This window comes from Flaviramulus sp. BrNp1-15, from assembly GCF_022259695.1.
Lineage (GTDB): Bacteria > Bacteroidota > Bacteroidia > Flavobacteriales > Flavobacteriaceae > BrNp1-15.
This window is the reverse complement of the sequence record NZ_CP092099.1, coordinates 195,949-213,770: the sequence shown is the minus strand read 5'-3', so window position 1 is coordinate 213,770 and position 17,822 is coordinate 195,949. Positions and strand designations below refer to the sequence as shown.

At 31.8% G+C, this 17,822-nt stretch carries 19 protein-coding genes and 1 tRNA gene; 13 read left to right on the top strand and 7 right to left on the bottom strand.

Annotation, left to right across the window (positions count from 1 at the left end; translation table 11 throughout):
• Positions 1-2 precede the first annotated feature (2 nt).
• From mgtE to MBM09_RS00855, 12 genes are all read left to right on the top strand, one after another.
• Positions 3-1,373, top strand: coding sequence for a magnesium transporter (gene mgtE, locus MBM09_RS00910; RefSeq protein WP_238674969.1), 1,371 nt, complete (start codon positions 3-5; stop codon positions 1,371-1,373).
• A 120-nt stretch (positions 1,374-1,493) separates the two neighbouring features.
• Positions 1,494-2,459, top strand: coding sequence for a 2-hydroxyacid dehydrogenase (locus tag MBM09_RS00905; RefSeq protein WP_238674968.1), 966 nt, complete (start codon positions 1,494-1,496; stop codon positions 2,457-2,459).
• A gap of 113 nt (positions 2,460-2,572) precedes the next feature.
• A complete protein-coding gene (locus MBM09_RS15925; RefSeq protein ID WP_305070101.1) occupies positions 2,573-2,983 on the top strand; it encodes a response regulator transcription factor in 411 nt (136 codons plus the stop codon).
• A 105-nt stretch (positions 2,984-3,088) separates the two neighbouring features.
• On the top strand, positions 3,089-3,595 hold the full coding sequence (locus tag MBM09_RS00895; RefSeq protein ID WP_238674967.1) for a DUF4199 domain-containing protein: 507 nt from the start codon (positions 3,089-3,091) through the stop codon (positions 3,593-3,595).
• Position 3,596: 1 nt separating this feature from the next.
• Complete coding sequence (locus tag MBM09_RS00890; RefSeq protein ID WP_238674966.1) at positions 3,597-4,061, top strand: DUF1801 domain-containing protein; 465 nt, start codon at positions 3,597-3,599, stop codon at positions 4,059-4,061.
• A 97-nt stretch (positions 4,062-4,158) separates the two neighbouring features.
• Positions 4,159-4,530: a VOC family protein gene (locus MBM09_RS00885; RefSeq protein ID WP_238674965.1), complete on the top strand. Its 372-nt coding sequence runs from the start codon at positions 4,159-4,161 to the stop codon at positions 4,528-4,530.
• 120 nt (positions 4,531-4,650) lie between these two features.
• Positions 4,651-5,034 carry a VOC family protein gene (locus MBM09_RS00880; RefSeq protein WP_238674964.1) on the top strand — a complete coding sequence of 128 codons (384 nt, stop codon included), beginning with the start codon at positions 4,651-4,653 and terminating at the stop codon, positions 5,032-5,034.
• A gap of 102 nt (positions 5,035-5,136) precedes the next feature.
• Positions 5,137-5,901, top strand: a complete 765-nt coding sequence (locus tag MBM09_RS00875) for a sulfite exporter TauE/SafE family protein (RefSeq protein ID WP_238674963.1) — start codon at positions 5,137-5,139, stop codon at positions 5,899-5,901.
• A gap of 96 nt (positions 5,902-5,997) precedes the next feature.
• Positions 5,998-6,450 (top strand): TM2 domain-containing protein, encoded by a 453-nt coding sequence (locus MBM09_RS00870; RefSeq protein WP_238674962.1) that lies wholly within the window; start codon positions 5,998-6,000, stop codon positions 6,448-6,450.
• A gap of 88 nt (positions 6,451-6,538) precedes the next feature.
• Positions 6,539-6,862 carry a helix-turn-helix transcriptional regulator gene (locus MBM09_RS00865; RefSeq protein ID WP_238676356.1) on the top strand — a complete coding sequence of 108 codons (324 nt, stop codon included), beginning with the start codon at positions 6,539-6,541 and terminating at the stop codon, positions 6,860-6,862.
• A 67-nt stretch (positions 6,863-6,929) separates the two neighbouring features.
• Entirely contained in the window at positions 6,930-7,424 is a 495-nt protein-coding gene (locus MBM09_RS00860) for a DUF6428 family protein (RefSeq protein ID WP_238674961.1), read from the top strand.
• Positions 7,408-7,899, top strand: a complete 492-nt coding sequence (locus MBM09_RS00855) for a GNAT family N-acetyltransferase (RefSeq protein ID WP_238674960.1) — start codon at positions 7,408-7,410, stop codon at positions 7,897-7,899. Before MBM09_RS00860 ends, MBM09_RS00855 begins: the two co-directional genes overlap by 17 nt.
• A 92-nt stretch (positions 7,900-7,991) precedes the next feature.
• Here MBM09_RS00855 and MBM09_RS00850 read toward each other — a convergent pair whose 3' ends face one another.
• From MBM09_RS00850 to MBM09_RS00840, 3 genes are read right to left on the bottom strand one after another with little or no spacing between them, the layout of a single operon-like run.
• A complete protein-coding gene (locus MBM09_RS00850) occupies positions 7,992-9,821 on the bottom strand; it encodes a lysophospholipid acyltransferase family protein (RefSeq protein ID WP_238674959.1) in 1,830 nt (609 codons plus the stop codon).
• Between the two features lie 21 nt (positions 9,822-9,842).
• Positions 9,843-11,093 carry an aspartate kinase gene (locus MBM09_RS00845; RefSeq protein ID WP_238674958.1) on the bottom strand — a complete coding sequence of 417 codons (1,251 nt, stop codon included), beginning with the start codon at positions 11,091-11,093 and terminating at the stop codon, positions 9,843-9,845.
• A gap of 1 nt (position 11,094) precedes the next feature.
• Positions 11,095-11,574, bottom strand: coding sequence for a GNAT family N-acetyltransferase (locus tag MBM09_RS00840; RefSeq protein ID WP_238674957.1), 480 nt, complete (start codon positions 11,572-11,574; stop codon positions 11,095-11,097).
• Between the two features lie 123 nt (positions 11,575-11,697).
• Here MBM09_RS00840 and fbp point away from each other — a divergent pair, with 123 nt between their 5' ends.
• Positions 11,698-12,702 carry a class 1 fructose-bisphosphatase gene (fbp, locus tag MBM09_RS00835; protein WP_238674956.1) on the top strand — a complete coding sequence of 335 codons (1,005 nt, stop codon included), beginning with the start codon at positions 11,698-11,700 and terminating at the stop codon, positions 12,700-12,702.
• 47 nt (positions 12,703-12,749) lie between these two features.
• Here the strand turns inward: fbp and MBM09_RS00830 are convergent, their stop codons facing one another.
• The 4 genes from MBM09_RS00830 to MBM09_RS00815 all read right to left on the bottom strand — a co-directional run bounded on the left by MBM09_RS00830 (position 12,750) and on the right by MBM09_RS00815 (position 17,820).
• On the bottom strand, positions 12,750-13,847 hold the full coding sequence (locus MBM09_RS00830) for a slipin family protein (protein ID WP_238674955.1): 1,098 nt from the start codon (positions 13,845-13,847) through the stop codon (positions 12,750-12,752).
• An 865-nt stretch (positions 13,848-14,712) separates the two neighbouring features.
• A tRNA-Phe gene (locus MBM09_RS00825) sits at positions 14,713-14,785 on the bottom strand.
• Positions 14,786-14,978: 193 nt separating this feature from the next.
• Positions 14,979-15,530, bottom strand: a complete 552-nt coding sequence (locus tag MBM09_RS00820) for a hypothetical protein (RefSeq protein WP_238674954.1) — start codon at positions 15,528-15,530, stop codon at positions 14,979-14,981.
• An 826-nt stretch (positions 15,531-16,356) separates the two neighbouring features.
• Positions 16,357-17,820, bottom strand: a complete 1,464-nt coding sequence (locus MBM09_RS00815; protein ID WP_238674953.1) for a glutamate synthase subunit beta — start codon at positions 17,818-17,820, stop codon at positions 16,357-16,359.
• Between the last annotated feature and the right edge of the window lie 2 nt (positions 17,821-17,822).

Here is a 17,822-nt window from a genome sequence, read left to right as displayed (position 1 = left end):
ATTTGTTAGAAGAAAAAGAAAACATACAATTCAATTTAACAAAAGAACTTCTAGAGCAAGTACAAGGTCTTATTGAAGAACAAAAAGATAAGGACCTAAAAGTGTTGTTAGATGAGTTTCACTATGCAGATATTGCTGAAATTTTAGATGAAATAAATCTAGAAGAGGCGATGTATGTTATTAAACTTCTGGATTCTGAAACGACTTCAGATATCTTAATGGAGCTTGATGAAGATAACCGAGAAAAGGTCTTAAAAAACCTTTCGGTTAAAGAAATCGCTGAAGAAGTAGAGGAGTTAGATACCGATGATGCTGCCGATATTATTTCAGAGTTACCAGAAGAACGTCAACAAGCTGTAATAGCTCAAATTGAAGACGAAGAGCATAAAGCTGAAATTACAGAACTTCTTGCCTATGACGAAGATACAGCAGGTGGACTTATGGCAAAAGAGTTGGTTAAAGTTTATGAAACCTGGACAGTTGCCGGATGCCTTCGTAGAATTAGAGGACAAGCAAAAGATGTTACCAGAGTACATTCCATTTACGTAGTAGACAAGCAAGATAAACTGATAGGGCGCCTTTCTTTAAAAGATTTAATTACAGCCAAAAACGAGCAAAAAATAGCAGATATTTATATATCTAATGTAGATTATGTTGATGTAAATGAAGATGTTGAAGAAGTAGCAAAAGTTATGGCTAAATACGATTTAGAAGCCATACCTGTAGTTGATGAAAACAAAACACTTTTAGGGCGAGTTACCATTGATGATATTGTAGACGTTTTAAAAGAAGAAGCCGATAAAGATTACCAATTAGCAGCTGGTATTACAGGAGATGTAGAAGCAGATGATAGTATTTTACAACTTACAAGAGCACGTTTGCCATGGCTGTTTTTAGGTTTAGTAGGTGGTATAGGTGCCTTTTTAATTATGGAAGGTTTTCAAGATACGTTTAATAAATATGCTGTATTATTCTTTTTTACGCCACTAATAGCTGCAATGGCGGGAAATGTTGGGGTGCAATCAAGTGCTATAATTGTACAAGGTTTAGCAAACGACGATGTAAAAGGAAGTATAAATAGTCGTTTAATAAAAGAAATGCTTTTAGCAGCATTAAATGGTTTTATCCTAGCACTTTTTCTATTTGTTTTTGTTTGGATCTCCAAAGGTGAAATAAATACTGCTTTTGCTATTTCGGTATCACTAGTAGTTGTAATTATTGTTGCAGGTTTAATCGGCACATTTGTACCTTTATTTTTAAATAAACGAGGTATAGATCCTGCCATAGCCACAGGGCCTTTTATAACAACCAGTAACGATATTTTTGGTATCCTCATTTACTTCTGGATAGCCAAATTAATTCTAGGTATTTAATATTTGGGCGTTACCACAAGGGTCGCGCTTTTCATTATATCTTTTTTTCGTATCTCAAAAAAGGATGCCATTTCAATCGCTAACGCAAAACTTCGTAATTTTACAGACTAATTTTAAGACATGAAAATCCTTCACCTCGATACAAATCACGAATTATTAATTAATCAATTAAACACTCTAGGGTTTAATAATGATGAAGATTACACATCTTCCAAAAAAGAAATTGAGACTAAAATCCATAAGTATGATGGTATTATTATAAGAAGTCGTTTTTCTATCGATAAACAATTTCTAGATGCTGCAAAAAACTTAAAATTTATAGGTCGCGTTGGTGCAGGTTTAGAAAATATAGATTGTGATTATGCTCAACAAAAAGGCGTGTATTTAATTTCTGCACCAGAAGGAAACCGAAATGCTGTAGGCGAACATACGTTAGGTATGTTATTATCATTATTCAATAAACTTAATAAAGCTGATAGCGAGGTTCGCCAAGGTAAGTGGCTACGAGAAGACAATAGAGGTATAGAATTAGATGGTAAAACAGTTGGACTTATTGGCTATGGCAACATGGGTAAAGCCTTTGCTAAAAAACTACGTGGTTTTGATGTTGAGGTGTTGTGCTACGATATTAAACCTAATGTTGGAGATGCCAATGCAAAACAAGTATCATTAACAGGATTTCAAGAAAAAGCAGATGTTGTTAGTTTACACACTCCACAAACACCACTTACGCTTAACATGATTAATCAAGAATTTATTAATCAATTTAGTAAGCCATTTTGGTTTTTTAATACAGCAAGAGGTAAAAGTGTAGTAACAAAAGATTTAGTTTCGGCATTAAAATCTGGTAAAATTTTAGGTGCAGGACTCGATGTTTTAGAATATGAAAAAGCATCATTTGAGAACCTTTTTAAAAAAGATGTCACATCGAGCGCAGTCGAGATGCCAGAGGCATTTCAATATTTAATACATGCTGAAAATGTGTTATTAACACCACATGTTGCAGGTTGGACTATTGAAAGCAAAGAAAAGCTAGCACAAACCATTGTAGATAAAATTAAAGCGAAATTTTGTCACTTCGAGTGATTCCGTTTTTACTCGGAATCGTATCGAGAAGTTATAACACTATTTGTTTTCGATACAATTTTGATTTTATCAAAATCACTCAAACTGACATAGATTTTTGTTAATTTTAAAGCATGAAGAAAACTGTTCTTGTTTTTTCACTGCTTATTTTGTCATTAATACTACTATTTCAAATTAGTAGTTACTCTATAAATTCTGGAAATTTAAAAATGGAATTTGCTGTTGCAATCATAGCTATTGTGTTTTTTATTGTAGGCATTTATATTAATAAAAAAAGTCTTCATAAATCGGTTGTAGATTCTAAAGAAATAAACCACAAAAAAATATCTGAACTAGAAATTACACCGCGCGAATATGAGGTGCTTCAATCTATTTCAGAAGGTTTATCAAACAAAGAAATAGCAGATAAATTATTTCTTTCAGAAAGTACTATAAAAACCCATGTTTCAAATTTACTAGTTAAGCTAAATGCAAAACGGCGTACACAAGCGTTGCAAATAGCAAAATCTCTACAAATTATTTAAAATTGTTATTTTTAGACTTAAATATGAGTGTTTTGGTACTTTAGTATGACTTCAATATTCCCCGTAAAATCTACTTTTACTTAATCAATCTTAAAAACGAATTTTATGAAAAACACAATTATTAAGTATGGATTATATGGTTTAATCACGGGTATTATACTTTTTTTAGCTGCAATTTTATTAGGTAAAGGGTTAAGTTATTCAACACAAGAAGTTCTAGGTTATGTTTCTATGGTTGCATGTTTATCCTTTGTTTTTTTTGGAATAAAACATTATCGAGATCATGTAAACAATGGTGTTTTATCAATTGGAAAGTCACTAGCAATAGGAGTATTAATATCAGTTTTAGTTGGAGTTGGAGTTGGAATTGCAGATTATATTTATACAACAATAATTAATCCAGATTTTGCTAATGAGTATTTAGAAACCAGTTTAAAAACTATGGAAAAAACATTATCACCTGAGGAATTTCAAACTAAAAAAGCTGAACTTACTCAGCAAATGCAAGATTATGGAGGTTCTGGATTTATGGCTTTTTTAATGTTTTTTACTGTGGTGCTTATAGGTTTTGTTATATCTTTAATTTCAGGATTAATTCTTCAACGTAAATAATATGCAGTATAAAGCAACATCACCAGAAGATTATATAAGTCAGGTTCCAGAAGAGCGCCAAGTAACCTTAAAAAAGCTGCGAAAAGCTATTAATGATAATTTGCCAAAAGGTTTTGAAGAAGGTATACAATATGATATGATAGGTTATTTTGTGCCACATTCGGTTTATCCAGATGGTTATCATTGTAATCCTAAAGAGCCTTTACCTTTTATGAGTTTTGCATCACAAAAAAACTCTGTTAACCTTTATCATATGGGTATCTATTCAAAGCCAGAGTTGCATGATTGGTTTGTAAAAGAATACCCAAAACATTGTAAAACAAAATTAGATATGGGTAAAAGTTGCATTCGGTTTAAAAAAATAGATCAAATACCTTATGAATTAATAGCTGAATTAACCAAAAAAATAACCGTTGACGAATGGATTAATATTTATGAAACGAACATAAATAAATCTTCTCGTTAAAAAAGATTATTAAATGTGAGTTCAATGAGACCTTAAAAAAACAAATAGATACATCGAATTAAACAGCAATAAAAAATAATCAACAAAAACTTGAATTATGAAATTAGGAGCATTTTCAGCAAGTCTTAGTGTTAAAGATATTAAGGCTTCAAAAGAATTTTACGAAACACTTGGGTTTTCTGTATATGCAGGTCAAATGGAGAAAAACTATTTAATCATGAAAAATGGCAACGCACTTATTGGTCTGTTTCAAGGCATGTTTGAAAATAACATTTTAACTTTTAATCCAGGTTGGGATGAAAACGCTAATAAAGTAGAACCTTTTGATGATGTAAGAGCAATTCAAAAACATTTGAAAAATAACAATATAAAATTAGAAAGAGAAGCCGATGAATCTACTTCTGGTCCTGCTAGTATTGTAATGTATGATCCAGATGGAAATACAATACTTATCGATCAACATGTGTAATTAAAAAATAACTTCTCGATTAAATCGAGGTTTCGGTTTAAATTGTCATTCCCGTTAAAATGGGAATCCATAAATCAAGTTTTAAAGTAAAAAAAAAACGATTAACTTCAAGGATATAAAATGAAAAAACGAGTAACAGGAATAGGCGGATTATTTTTTAAAACCAAAGATCCTAAAGCTACAAAAGATTGGTACAAAAAACACTTAGGTTTTAATACCGATGATTACGGATGTACATTTTGGTGGAAAGATAATGAAGGAAAAAAGTGTTCAACACAATGGAGTCCGTTTACAGAAGACACCAAATATTATGAGCCTTCCAAAAAAGATTTCATGTTTAATTATCGTGTTGAAAATTTACATGAGCTATTAAAAGCTTTAAAAGAAGAAGGCGTAACTGTTGTTGGAGAAGTTGAAGAATATGAATATGGAAAGTTTGGTTGGATTTTAGATAACGACGGAAATAAAATTGAGCTTTGGGAGCCTATAGATACTGCTTTTTGATAAATTAAAAACAACTTACCGTGTTAGGTTGAGCGCAGTCGAAACCTATTTTGTACTTTTATTGTTTAAAATTTAAGTTTTCACTTAAAAACAAAACTCTAATTGTCTTATATAGAAATACTACAATCTTTTAATTTAACTGCAATACAATGGGTAGCTGTTGGTATTGCAGTTTTTTTATTGGGTTTATCTAAATCCGGAATAAAAGGCATAGGTATTATTATTGTTGTTATTCTAGCCTTTGTTTTTGGAGAAAAAGCATCAACAGGTATTTTGCTGCCCATGTTAATTACTGCCGATGTTTTTGCAGTTACCTATTATAACAGACATGCCAATTGGAAGTACATAAAAAAGCTTATACCTTGGATGATAATTGGTGTTTTAGTAGGTGTTTGGGTAGGCGATGAAATTTCAGAACGTATTTTTAAAAGGCTCATGGCAATTATTATAATTGGTTCAGTATTGCTAATGATATATTCTGAACACAAAAACTCTAACAGTGTTCCTAAAAGTAAGCTGTTTTCTGGTACTATGGGTTTTTTGGCAGGATTCACAACTATGATTGGTAATTTGGCAGGCCCAGTGGCCAATATTTATTTCCTAGCTATGCGTTTCCCAAAAAATGAATTTATTGGTACGGCTGCATGGTTGTTTTTTATAATAAATGTATTCAAATTACCATTTCATATTTTTGTTTGGAAAACAGTTACTCCAGAAACACTAGTACTCAATTCGGTTTTAGTACCAGCAGTAATCATTGGTTTTTTTATTGGCGCACGTATAGTGAAGCTCATTTCTAATGTAAATTACAGACGTTTTATTTTAATAGTCACTGCTATTGGAGGCATTATTTTATTGTTTAGATAATTTATTTGTAACGTTATTATATTTTGAATGACCTATAGTTAAAGTGAGTTTAATTTTTTATTACCTTTAAAACCACTAATTAAAAAAATAACTATTATGTCAGATGAAAAAAATTTAAGCGACGACCTAAATGATATGTTAGGTGATGCAAAAGAAGGCGCAAAAAAAGCTGCCGATAAAGCTGAAGAATTTGCTGAAGAAGCAAAAGAAAAGGCTAAAGAATTTGCAGATGAGGCGAAAGAAACAGCTTCAGAGTTTGCAGAAAACGCTAAAGAAACTTTCGATAATGTAACAGGAGAAAATAAAAAAATCTTAGCTGGTGTTTTAGCAATTTTATTAGGGTCTCTGGGAGTACATAAATTTATACTAGGCTATAATAAGGAAGGTATAATTTTGTTAGTTGTTACTTTTGTTTTAGGCTTTATTACCTGTGGTTTAGGGGCTGGAATAACTGGAGTTATTGGATTAATTGAAGGCATAGTCTATTTAACAAAATCTGATGAAGAATTTTATAACACCTACCAAGCTGGAAAAAAACCTTGGTTTTAATTAAATAATATATAAAAAGTCAAAAAAATCAATTTTGACTTTTTTATTTAAATTTAACATCGTAACATTGCAATATATAATTAATAACATGGGTGTAACAAAAACACAAATATTTACAGATCACCAAAATGATTTAGCACAGTTTTTTAAAGTGCTAGGGCATCCTGCAAGAGTTGCTATACTTCAGTATATAAGTAATCAAAATGCATGTATTTGTAGCGATTTGGTTGAGGAAATTGGATTAGCCCAAGCCACTATTTCTCAGCATTTAAAAGAACTTAAAAGCATTGGGTTACTTACTGGTGAAGTTGAAGGTAAGAGCATGTGTTATTGTATTAATGTAGAACGTTGGACTGCTTTACAAAACCAATTAAACACTTTTTTTAATAAAACTAAATCTAATTGTTGTTAATCATTATTTGTCATTCCCGAGAAAGCGGGAATCCACAAACCTAATACGCATATAAAAATTTAATATCATGAAAACACAAGAATTATTCACATTACTAGAAGGTAACAAAGAGAAATCTTTATTATTTGAATATGCACCAAATTTATTAGTAGGAGCTAATTATCACATAACTGAAGTAAAACATATAGCTATAGATGCTGTTGATTGTGGTTCGCAAACCGATGCTTGGAAAGAAACTATAATTCAATTATGGGAAAGCCCAGAGGAATTAGGAAAAAGAGATTATATGTCTACTTTTAAAGCTCTTGCCATTCTTAAAAAAGTTGGAAAAATGAAACCTTATGTTCTAGATGCCGAAGTTAAGTTTGAATATAGCAATGCAAACTTTCATACTGCACAATTATTTGTTAACGATTTTGAAATACAGAATGATAATTTAATAATCAAATTAGCAATCGAAAAAACAGATTGTAAAGCAAAAGAAATTTGTGTTGTTCCTGAAGTAGTAGAGACAGTTACTAGTGATGCACCATGTTGTTCACCAGATGGAAATTGTTGTTAGACCATTATTAGAAACCGATTGGTTATCCGTTTCAAAAATATATAAAGAAGGTATTACTACGGGTATTGCAACTTTTGAAACTGAATGCCCTGATTGGGAAAAATGGGATAACAAATACATTTCTAAATGCAGAATAGTTGCTGTTTATAAAGAGAATGTTATTGGATTTGCTGTTTTGTCAGCAGTTTCAAAACGAGAAGTTTATAAAGGGGTTGCAGAGGTTAGCGTATATATTTCAGAAGCATTTAGAGGACATCATATTGGAGAATTACTACTGAGTAAGTTAATTAAAGAAAGTGAGGACGCAGGTTTTTGGACCTTACAAGCTAATATTTTTAGTGAAAATCTAGCGAGTATTAATCTGCATCAAAAATGTGGATTTAGAATTGTTGGTGTTCGCGAAAAAATTGGAAAATTAAAAGGAAGATGGTACGACAACCAGCTTTTAGAAAGACGAAGTAAAATACTAAGTTAAATGTCAAGTTGAGCGGTAGTCAAAACCTAAATAAAATACTAAATAAACAAACAAAGAGTTTTTAGAAAAATATTTAACTCTTCAAAAGTAGTTTAACCACCATTATTTTCAGCAAACTTACGTTCCAATTCTGCCTGAAACTCTTCCATAACAGGGCGAACAGTGCTTTCGGGTAAATCGGCAATTTTAATGTACATTAAACCATCAACCGAATTGTTGAACAAAGGATCTACATTAAACGCTACCAGTTTAGCATTTTGTTTAATGTATTTTTTAAGTAAAACCGGTAAACGTAATGCTCCTGGTTCTATTTCATCAATAAATTTGTCAAACTTGTTTAAATCGGCTTCGGTTTCATCAAAAACAAAGTCCTTATCGGCGTCTTTAAGCTTTACTTTAAACTCTTTTTTAGGACGAACATATTGGGCAATGTATGGGTCGTAGTAATGCGATTTCATAAACTCAATCATCAAGGATTTTGAGAAATTTGAAAACTGATTACTAATACTAACCCCACCAATTAAATATTTATGTTCTGGGTGGCGTAAAGTAGTATGCACAATACCTTTCCAAAGTAAAAATAAAGGCATTGGTTTTTGTTGATATTCTTTAATGATGAATGCGCGTCCCATTTCTATAGACTGGCTCATCATTTTATGCAATTCGGGTTCAAACCTAAACAAGTCTTGAAGGTAAAAACCATCAATACCAAATTGCTCATATATTTTGGAACCTAATCCCATTCTGTAAGCACCGGCAAGCAATTTTCGTTCATTATCCCATAAAAACATATGGTGGTAATAATTATCAAAAGTATCTAAATCTATAGCTTCGTTTGTGCCTTCACCAACTTCTCTAAATGTAATTTCTCGTAAACGTCCTATTTCTCGTAAAACATTAGGAATTTTATCTGCTTGTGCTAAAAACACCTCGTAATTTTTACTTTCTAAAAGTCTGGAATCATTTTCTCGAAGCGCATCAACCTCTTTAGTCATTAACGTAGTATCAACTGGAGTGACAATACTTTTTGGTGCTTTAGGCGCTTTTAAAGTAGAAGAAATATTATCTAATATTTTCGATTTATCCTCGAAAGAATTAGATAACATATAAGTTTTTTTTCTTAAAAATTCTGAAAATTCATCTATAGCCGTATGCTCTTTTTGGTCGTCAACAGAAATAGGTCTGCCAATCCTAACCTTTATAACACGTCTTTTTTGAGTTAATAATTCCGAAGGTAATTTAGCTGTTCTAAACGTGTCATTAATTTTTGAAAGCTTATAAAATAGCTTACTGTTTTTGGCATGAAAGTAAATAGGAACTACAGGAACTTCTGCTTTCTTTATTAATTTCATAGCAGCTTCTTCCCAAGGTTTATCAACTACCAATTTACCATCACGATATGTTGATACTTCTCCAGCAGGAAAAATACCAAGAGGATGTCCGTCTTTTAAATGTAAAATAGAATTCTTAAAACCTGTTACACTAGACTTAACATCTTTCCTGTCTTCAAAAGGATTTACAGGCATAATGTATGGCTTTAAAGGCTCAATTCTGTGTAATAAAAAGTTGGCAATTATTTTAAAATCTTTGCGTTGCTCTAACATTAATTTTAATAGCAAAATACCATCAATACCACCAAGAGGATGATTAGAAATGGTAATGTAAGCACCATCTTTTGGTAAACGTTTTAAATCTTCTTCAGGGATTTCAAATTTAATTTGAAAGTCATTTAAAATCGCATTTAAAAAAGGCAATTCTTCTAAATGTTTATTGCGATTATAAATTTTATTAAGCTTAGAAATTTTAAGCAGTTTCATTAAAAGCCAGCCAACAAAAGTACCAATAAAACCATACTTGTCTAATTGAATGGCTTTAGCCACTTCTTTGGCAGTTACTAACCCGGTATCTTGTTGTTTGGTCATGCGGTAAATGTACTAAATAAACTATTTAGTTACTATTTGAACGGTTTCTTGAGTTAATTGTTTTAATAACACGGTTTTACCTGTTTCAATTTGATTAATGGCCTGTTCATTATAATGCCTAATAGTATAAAGAGAAACATTTTCATTGTATGTTACTTTAAATTTTGCTTTTAAATGATGTAATAATTTATCTAGATTATTATAAATATTATCAACACAAACTGAAAAACTAATGGCTGAATTTTGAATAACATCAACCTTCATTTTGTAATGATGTAAAAGATTGAAAATCTCACTAATATTTTCTTCAACGATATATGAAAAATCTAATGATGATAATGAAATCAATATTTGGTTTTTCTTTACAATAAAACAAGGAATCATAGGTTCAAGAGTTACATTTTTACCTATTCTTGTTCCAGAGGCTTCAGGATTTAAAAACGATTTAACATATAGCGGAATTTCTTTTCCCTGTAAAGGTTGTAATGTTTTTGGATGAATTACCGACGCTCCATAAAAGGCCAACTCTATAGCTTCGGTATACGATATTTTGTTTAATAATTTGGCATTATCAAAATAACGCGGGTCTGCATTTAATACACCTGGAACATCTTTCCAAATAGTTACACGTTCTGCATTTAAACAATAGGCAAAAATAGCGGCTGTATAATCGCTACCTTCTCTACCAAGTGTAGTTGTAAAGTTATTTGAGTCGCTACCTAAAAAGCCTTGAGTAATATTTAAAACAGATGGGTTTAAGTTTGATGATATTAAACTTTGGGTGGCTTCCCAATTAATATTTGCACGCCTGTAATAATTATCGGTTTTAATAAAATCTCTAACATCTAACCAATTGTTGTGTAACCCAATGGCATTTAAATACTCACTAATAATAGTTGTTGAAACTAACTCACCAAAACCAATAGTTTGATCGTAAACAAAATTATAATCAGGTGATTTATTCGTTTTTAGGAAATCATTTAATTCATTGAAAAGCGCAGCAACTTTTTTAAAAGCTTGATGATTTTCGTTTTCAAATAAATCTAAAAGAATTTCATTATGATATTTTTTTACATCTTGAAGCGAGCTTTGTAATTCCTTCTTGTTTTCAAAATAATTTTTAATAACAGCTTCTAAAGCATTAGTGGTTTTTCCCATGGCAGAAACCACAATAAGGGTATTTTTAAAGCCTACTTTTTGTAATACAGACACCAAGTTTTTAACCCCTTTTGCATCTTTTACTGAAGCTCCACCAAACTTAAATACTTGCATATTATAAATTAGCTACATAATTATTAATACCTATTTCATCTAGCCAAACTACATCCCAATCGCGTAATACTTTGGCACCTTTTTTTTCGTAAAATGCAATGGCTGGTTCATTCCAATCTATAACTTCCCAATTAATGCGCTTAACTCCTAACTTATACGCATATTTTACTACTTCGTCTAAAAGCGCTGTACCAATACCAGAACCTCGCATAGATTGACTAACAATTAAATCTTCTAAGTGTATAATTTTTCCTTTCCAGGTAGAATATCTATTATAAACCAAAGCAATGCCTTCAACTTTAGAGTTTATTTCTGCAACAAAACAATGAAAAGCAGGATGTTTTCCAAAGCCATCATTTTCTAAATCGGCTACAGTAACTTCAACAGCATGAGCTTCTTTTTCAAATTCAGCCAATTCCTTTATTAGGCTATGCACTTGTGGCATATCATTTTTTCTAGCTTCTCTTATTGTGAAATTCATAATATTTTTAAAATATTTCAAATATAGTTTAAAGTTGAATATATCATAGAGTATTCTTCAGCGAAAACGTTGTAGTTAGTTAAAATTTATAAGATATTTGTACAAACAAATCAACTTTTATTTATGACGCATAAAAAACAGACTTTAGGAGAATTTATTATCGAAAATCAGACATCGTTTAAATATTCATCAGGAGAATTATCCAGTTTAATAAATTCCATAAGATTAGCCGCTAAAGTTGTAAATCATGAAGTTAATAAAGCTGGTTTGGTTGATATTATAGGCGCTATAGGCGATACCAATATTCAAGGTGAAGATCAGCAAAAATTAGATGTTTATGCCAATGATAAGTTTATACAAACCCTAACTAACAGGAATATTGTTTGTGGAATTGCCAGTGAAGAAGAAGATGATTTTATTGCTATTAATAGTCAAGATGAAAACCATCAAAATAAATATGTTGTTTTAATTGACCCATTAGATGGCTCCTCAAATATTGATGTGAATGTTTCTGTAGGGACCATTTTTTCAATTTATAGACGCGTTACTCCTGTTGGAACACCTGTAACTTTAAAGGATTTTCTACAAAAAGGAAGTCAGCAAGTTGCTGCCGGTTATGTGGTTTATGGTACGTCTACCATGTTGGTTTACACTACAGGCGATGGTGTTAATGGTTTTACTTTAAATCCGGCCATTGGGTCGTTTTATTTATCGCATCCAGATATGCAATTTCCTGAGGATGGCACGATTTATTCTGTAAACGAAGGCAATTATATTCATTTCCCACAGGGCGTAAAAAATTATATTAAATATTGCCAGCAAGAAGAAGACGATAGACCTTATACCTCTAGATACATAGGATCTTTAGTCTCCGATTTTCATAGAAATATGATAAAAGGCGGTATTTATTTATACCCAAAAAGCTCTAAAAACCCTAATGGAAAATTAAGGTTGTTATACGAATGTAATCCTATGGCATTTTTAGCAGAACAAGCAAATGGAAAAGCAAGTGATGGTTTTACAAGAATAATGGATATTGAACCTACAGAACTTCATCAACGAGCACCTTTTATTTGCGGAAGTAAAAATATGGTTGAAAAGTGTGAAGGGTTTATGCAGAATGTTTAATAAAAAATGCGTTAGCTTTTTACACTAACGCATCTATTAAACACCACTTATTTTACAGAGAAAATCTCTTTCAATTGTGTAACAACACCACCATTATTTGAAACTGTGATTTCACCAATTTTCTCAGCGATTTTTTCCACATACTCCATTTCTTTTAGCTTGTACAGCATGTCATTCTCTTCCATTAACTTTGCCGTATTTAGCAAGCTACGAGTAGAAGCAGTTTCTTCACGTCTCATAATAACGTTTGCTTGAGCTTTCTTTTGTGCGACTAGAACCTGATTCATAATCTCTTTCATTTCTCCAGTTAAAATCACATCTCTAATACCACAGTTTAAAACCGTAACACCTAATTTAGTTGCACTAGTTTTAACGTTTTCAAAAACCGCTTCCGCAATATTCTCTTTACGTTCTAAAAGCTCATCTAAAGTATACGTACCAACATAAGCACGTAGTACCAATTGCATAGCAATGTATAATTGCTTTTCGTAATCCTTGTTTTCAAGTAAAGCTTTTTCAATATCTGTAACTTTATACTGTGTATAAAAGTTTATACGAATTGCAGCTTTATCTTTGGTTAACAATTCTTGTCCAGCAATTTCTAATTGCAACTGACGCAAATCAGCCTTTGCAATTTTAATTGTTGTGTCATTTCTCCAGAATCTGTAAGTTCCGCCGTCAAGCGTCTTTGTATATACATCATCAACTAAAAGCACAGCTTTTTCGTAAGCCGAAACCTCAAAAGTTCTAATGTATTTGCTCAATTCATAATTGCTGAATAATGCTTTGTCAATCTTCTCAGTAATATAAATTTTGCTTAAATCTGCACGAACAAATTCACGTTCAATCAAACCCTTCCAGTACACATAGCGTCCAGCAGCAAGTGTGTTTTTAAAGTTACCTTTTTCGTAAACCAAAACCAGTTCACCGTCTTTAACCTCAATCACATCTAACATCGCTTCCAACGTTTTGTCTTTTAGTAAGAGCTCTAACGCTATAGGAGTCGCAAAGGTGTTCGCAAGGTCATAAACCAACACACGTTGATTAAAACCTAACCAGTGTTTTCCTTCGGTAATTACTTTTAAATAGTTACCATTTTTGAAAACCAAACCTACTTTTCCTGCATTAATTCTTACTCGTTTCATCATTTCTAATTTTTAAATTAAACATTAAATTTTTCCAATTAAGGAACTGGTAAAACCTGTAAAGGAAGGGTTACCAACTTCAATTCATAACTACGAGTTTGTTATGATTTAAAGTATATTTTGGGCGTGTGCATAAAAAATGCAACAGGCTATCCGTTATATCTTTTTTGAAAAAAATCAAAAAAGGATGCCACTTCTATCCTTCACGCGATTCATCGTTATTTAAAAAAACAGCAGATTACAAATCATCTTTCTAGTACGGAAATACTCATATTAAAAGCCTCAATAATTTGTGTTATGTATTGAGAAATCAAAAGCCCATATCAATAATTTGATACGTCGTTTTAAAACCTGAAAACAAAACACGTGTTATATCTAACAATTAAAAATCAGTATTTCAAAGTACTATCCAGATTGCTTCAATTTTCTCATTCTCACGAAAGCAAAAATTTAAAGCCAATTTGCAATCCACTATTATTGTCAATTTTTTTAGAGTAGAGAGACAAACTACATGGCTATCAGTTTTACAAGATGATAAGCTTTGGTGTTGATGGATTATAAGTCCATAACCTACTTTAACAGAGTAGTGCTCTAACCAAACTGAGCTACAATAACCAAGGATTTCCTAAGTTAAAGACCGGATTCGAACCGATGACAGCTACGATCTACTGCTTCACCGCTAAGCTACTTCTTCATTTCAGAGAAGGTGAGATTCGAACTCACGTACATAGAACTGGTGGATTTTTTTGGATTAAACCCAAACCTTCAAGTCTAGTTGAACATAAAAACATGATGCGTTTCTGCAACGTTTTATACAATAGTGCTATACCGAAACACCCAACAAGACTAGCTTGATATTTTAATGTGGAACAGATAGGAATCGAACCTATATTTTTGGATTTTCAGTCTGACGCATTGACCAACTTTGCTACTATTCCTTTAAGTGTTTATCAAGAGTCGAACTTGATCTTAGAGGATATACCTCTCGTGCGAGCCGTTACACTATAAACACTTTTGTGGGAATTGAAAGATTCGAACTTTCTCAACGCAAGTAACAGTTTTACAGACTGCCTCAGCTCTCCAACGCTGACGAATTCCCATTAAATCGGCAAACTTGGTTTACCGATTTTCTTATTTCTCCTTTCTTTTTTTATTTAACTTCTTCTTTTTTTTTTTACATTTCTTTTTAGGGTTCATCTTCTTCTTAACTCTAGACAATTCATTATCTACATAGTCTATAAAACCGTTATTTGTAGCTGTTTTTTTTGCTCTTTTAAAAATTTTAATAGCAACTTTAAATTGACCCAGTTTTTCAAATAAAATCCCTTGCATTAATTCTAACAATGCTTTATCTACGCCTTTTACAGTTTGTGCAAAATCTAACAACTTTTGTGCTTCAACATAATCTTCATTCCACAGTAAAGTTTGAATGTAGTATGGATATGTTTTTGGCATTTCCATATGTTGTGTAACAGCTTCTGCAAAATAGTGTTTAGCTGTTTCGTAATTTTTTAATTGTTCAGCATAAACACGTCCCATTAAGCAAAGTGCTTGCGCATCTTTTTCGTTATATGATAAAGCATAGTTTAATGCTTCTAATGTTTCTTCTAAGTTATATGGATAAGCATCTAAAGCCTGAAACACATAACTATTGTGTAAATTATTTCCCATGATGTTATTCATAAATTGTTACTGTTTTATAAGCATCACGATTTTCGTATGCCTAAAAACTGTTCAGATTAATGTATTCTTGAATTGTTCTTCCCATGAAAATGGGAATCTGAATAAAAAAAATCCGAAACAGTTATTTTGCTTCGGATTTTTTTTCTGGGAAGTAACTCTACAGAAAAATATACCGAAGCCTTAATGACTCAACGTCATTACTAAATGGTTGAAATGCTAACATATATTTAAGCATGGCTTCTTGTTTTTAATTTGTTTTTTTGTTTACAGCTATTCTTTAAAACTGCGGTGCAAATATTAAACACATTTTTTAATTAAACAAATAAAATTACATTTAAATTGTTGATAATCAGTTAGTTGTATTGAAATTTAAGCATAGAAATTCCTGTCCGCATTATTGCAGATTATTGAGATAAATGGCAAAAGTCTGTCTACCAATTGCTTACTCTTCAATGCTTACTATTTTAATTGTTAAAATTTATATTCAAATTAGTTTAATTTTTTTCATAAAAAAAGCGTCCAATTTCTTGGACGCTTGTAAATATTATAGGTTTTATTAATTTAAATCTTGTTTATAAATCATTAATAATAGATACATTACGTCCTTGTTCGATAAAAATATTCATTTCATTTTTTCGATAATCACACTGACTAAACAGTGATCCAGGAGCTATATGTACTATTTTTTTTCTCATTTACGATACAAATATCAGGTTTTTAAGATATAAGTTCCAAATTTTATTTAGTAGATATACATAGTTGCATTAAATAAAAAACCCTTTAATCAATTGAATAAAGGGTTAGTTTTTTAGTTGAAAATAATGTTTTACATCGCCACTAAATCGCCAGCAACATCTTTTGATGGTAAATCTGATTTACCCATTAAATAAATATCCACCTGTCTAGCAGCTTCTCTACCTTCAGATATGGCCCAAACAATTAACGATTGTCCGCGACGCATATCGCCGGCGGCAAATATATTTGGAATGTTAGTTTGGTATTTACCGTATTCTGCTTTATAATTAGATCGCGCATCAGTTTTAATGCCTAATTTATCAGCCAGTGTACTTTCAGGTCCTGTAAACCCTAAGGCTAATAATGCTAAATCACAAGGCCATTTTTTCTCGGTACCTTCAATTTCAACGAGTTGTGGACGCTGTCCAGGAACCATTTTCCACTCAACATTTACCGTTTTTAAGGCGGTTAGTTTACCGTTTTTATCTTTTACAAACTCTTTAGTGTTTATTAACCAGTTTCTTTCAACACCTTCTTGATGAGAAGATGATGTTTTTAACTGAAGTGGCCAATAAGGCCATGGCGTAGTTGGTGAACGATGTCCTGGAGGTTTCGGCATAATTTCAAAATTCACAACCGATTTTGCTCCATGACGATTAGAGGTTCCTATACAATCTGAACCTGTATCTCCACCACCAATTACAATCACATTTTTATCTGTAGCCATAACTTGGTTTTCTACTTTTTTACCAAACAATACTTTGGTTTGTTGGGTTAAAAAATCCATAGCTTGTACGACACCGTCTGCATCAATACCTGGAGTTGGTAAGCTACGTCTTTCGGTAGCGCCACCACATAAAACTACAGAATCAAAGGCTTTAAGTTCTTTTACATCGTAATTAACACCAACATTTACATCGGTTTTAAAAGTGATACCTTCTGCTTTTAAAATGGCTAAACGACGATCTATAATCTCCTTTTCCATTTTAAAATTAGGAATACCATATCTTAATAAACCACCAATTTCATCATCGCGTTCAAAAACAGTTACCGTATGTCCAGCTCTGTTTAATTGTTGTGCGGCAGCTAAACCAGCAGGTCCAGAACCAACTACAGCAACAGTTTTACCAGTTCGTGTTTTTGGAGGCTGAGGTTTAATCCATCCTTCCTTAAATGCACGTTCAACAATATTTTTTTCAATATTTTCAATAGAAACCGGGTCTTCAATAATACCTAAAACACATGATTTTTCACATGGTGCAGGACATAAGCGTCCTGTAAATTCTGGAAAATTATTTGTTGAATGTAATATCCAAGAAGCTTTTTGCCATTCCCCTTGATGTACCATATGGTTAAAATCTGGAATTAGATTTCCAAGTGGACAACCGCTATGGCAAAATGGTATTCCGCAATCCATACAACGCGACCCTTGTTTTTTGATTTCAGTATCACTTAGTGGTACTGTAAATTCTTTATAATGTTTTACACGTTCTTCAACAGGCGTGTAAGTTTCATCTTGTCTTTCAAATTCTTTAAATCCTGTTACTTTTCCCATGT

Coding starts and splice junctions, on each gene's coding strand:
- MBM09_RS00860 (WP_238674961.1), top strand. CDS start 6,930: ATGAAAACACAAGAATTATTCACATTACTAGAAGGTAACAAAGAGAAA.
- MBM09_RS00870 (WP_238674962.1), top strand. CDS start 5,998: ATGTCAGATGAAAAAAATTTAAGCGACGACCTAAATGATATGTTAGGT.
- fbp (WP_238674956.1), top strand. CDS start 11,698: ATGACGCATAAAAAACAGACTTTAGGAGAATTTATTATCGAAAATCAG.
- MBM09_RS00895 (WP_238674967.1), top strand. CDS start 3,089: ATGAAAAACACAATTATTAAGTATGGATTATATGGTTTAATCACGGGT.
- MBM09_RS00850 (WP_238674959.1), bottom strand. CDS start 9,821: ATGACCAAACAACAAGATACCGGGTTAGTAACTGCCAAAGAAGTGGCT.
- MBM09_RS00855 (WP_238674960.1), top strand. CDS start 7,408: ATGGAAATTGTTGTTAGACCATTATTAGAAACCGATTGGTTATCCGTT.
- MBM09_RS00840 (WP_238674957.1), bottom strand. CDS start 11,574: ATGAATTTCACAATAAGAGAAGCTAGAAAAAATGATATGCCACAAGTG.
- MBM09_RS00880 (WP_238674964.1), top strand. CDS start 4,651: ATGAAAAAACGAGTAACAGGAATAGGCGGATTATTTTTTAAAACCAAA.
- MBM09_RS15925 (WP_305070101.1), top strand. CDS start 2,573: ATGAAGAAAACTGTTCTTGTTTTTTCACTGCTTATTTTGTCATTAATA.
- MBM09_RS00845 (WP_238674958.1), bottom strand. CDS start 11,093: ATGCAAGTATTTAAGTTTGGTGGAGCTTCAGTAAAAGATGCAAAAGGG.
- MBM09_RS00815 (WP_238674953.1), bottom strand. CDS start 17,820: ATGGGAAAAGTAACAGGATTTAAAGAATTTGAAAGACAAGATGAAACT.
- MBM09_RS00905 (WP_238674968.1), top strand. CDS start 1,494: ATGAAAATCCTTCACCTCGATACAAATCACGAATTATTAATTAATCAA.
- MBM09_RS00885 (WP_238674965.1), top strand. CDS start 4,159: ATGAAATTAGGAGCATTTTCAGCAAGTCTTAGTGTTAAAGATATTAAG.
- MBM09_RS00865 (WP_238676356.1), top strand. CDS start 6,539: ATGGGTGTAACAAAAACACAAATATTTACAGATCACCAAAATGATTTA.
- MBM09_RS00820 (WP_238674954.1), bottom strand. CDS start 15,530: ATGAATAACATCATGGGAAATAATTTACACAATAGTTATGTGTTTCAG.
- MBM09_RS00830 (WP_238674955.1), bottom strand. CDS start 13,847: ATGAAACGAGTAAGAATTAATGCAGGAAAAGTAGGTTTGGTTTTCAAA.
- MBM09_RS00890 (WP_238674966.1), top strand. CDS start 3,597: ATGCAGTATAAAGCAACATCACCAGAAGATTATATAAGTCAGGTTCCA.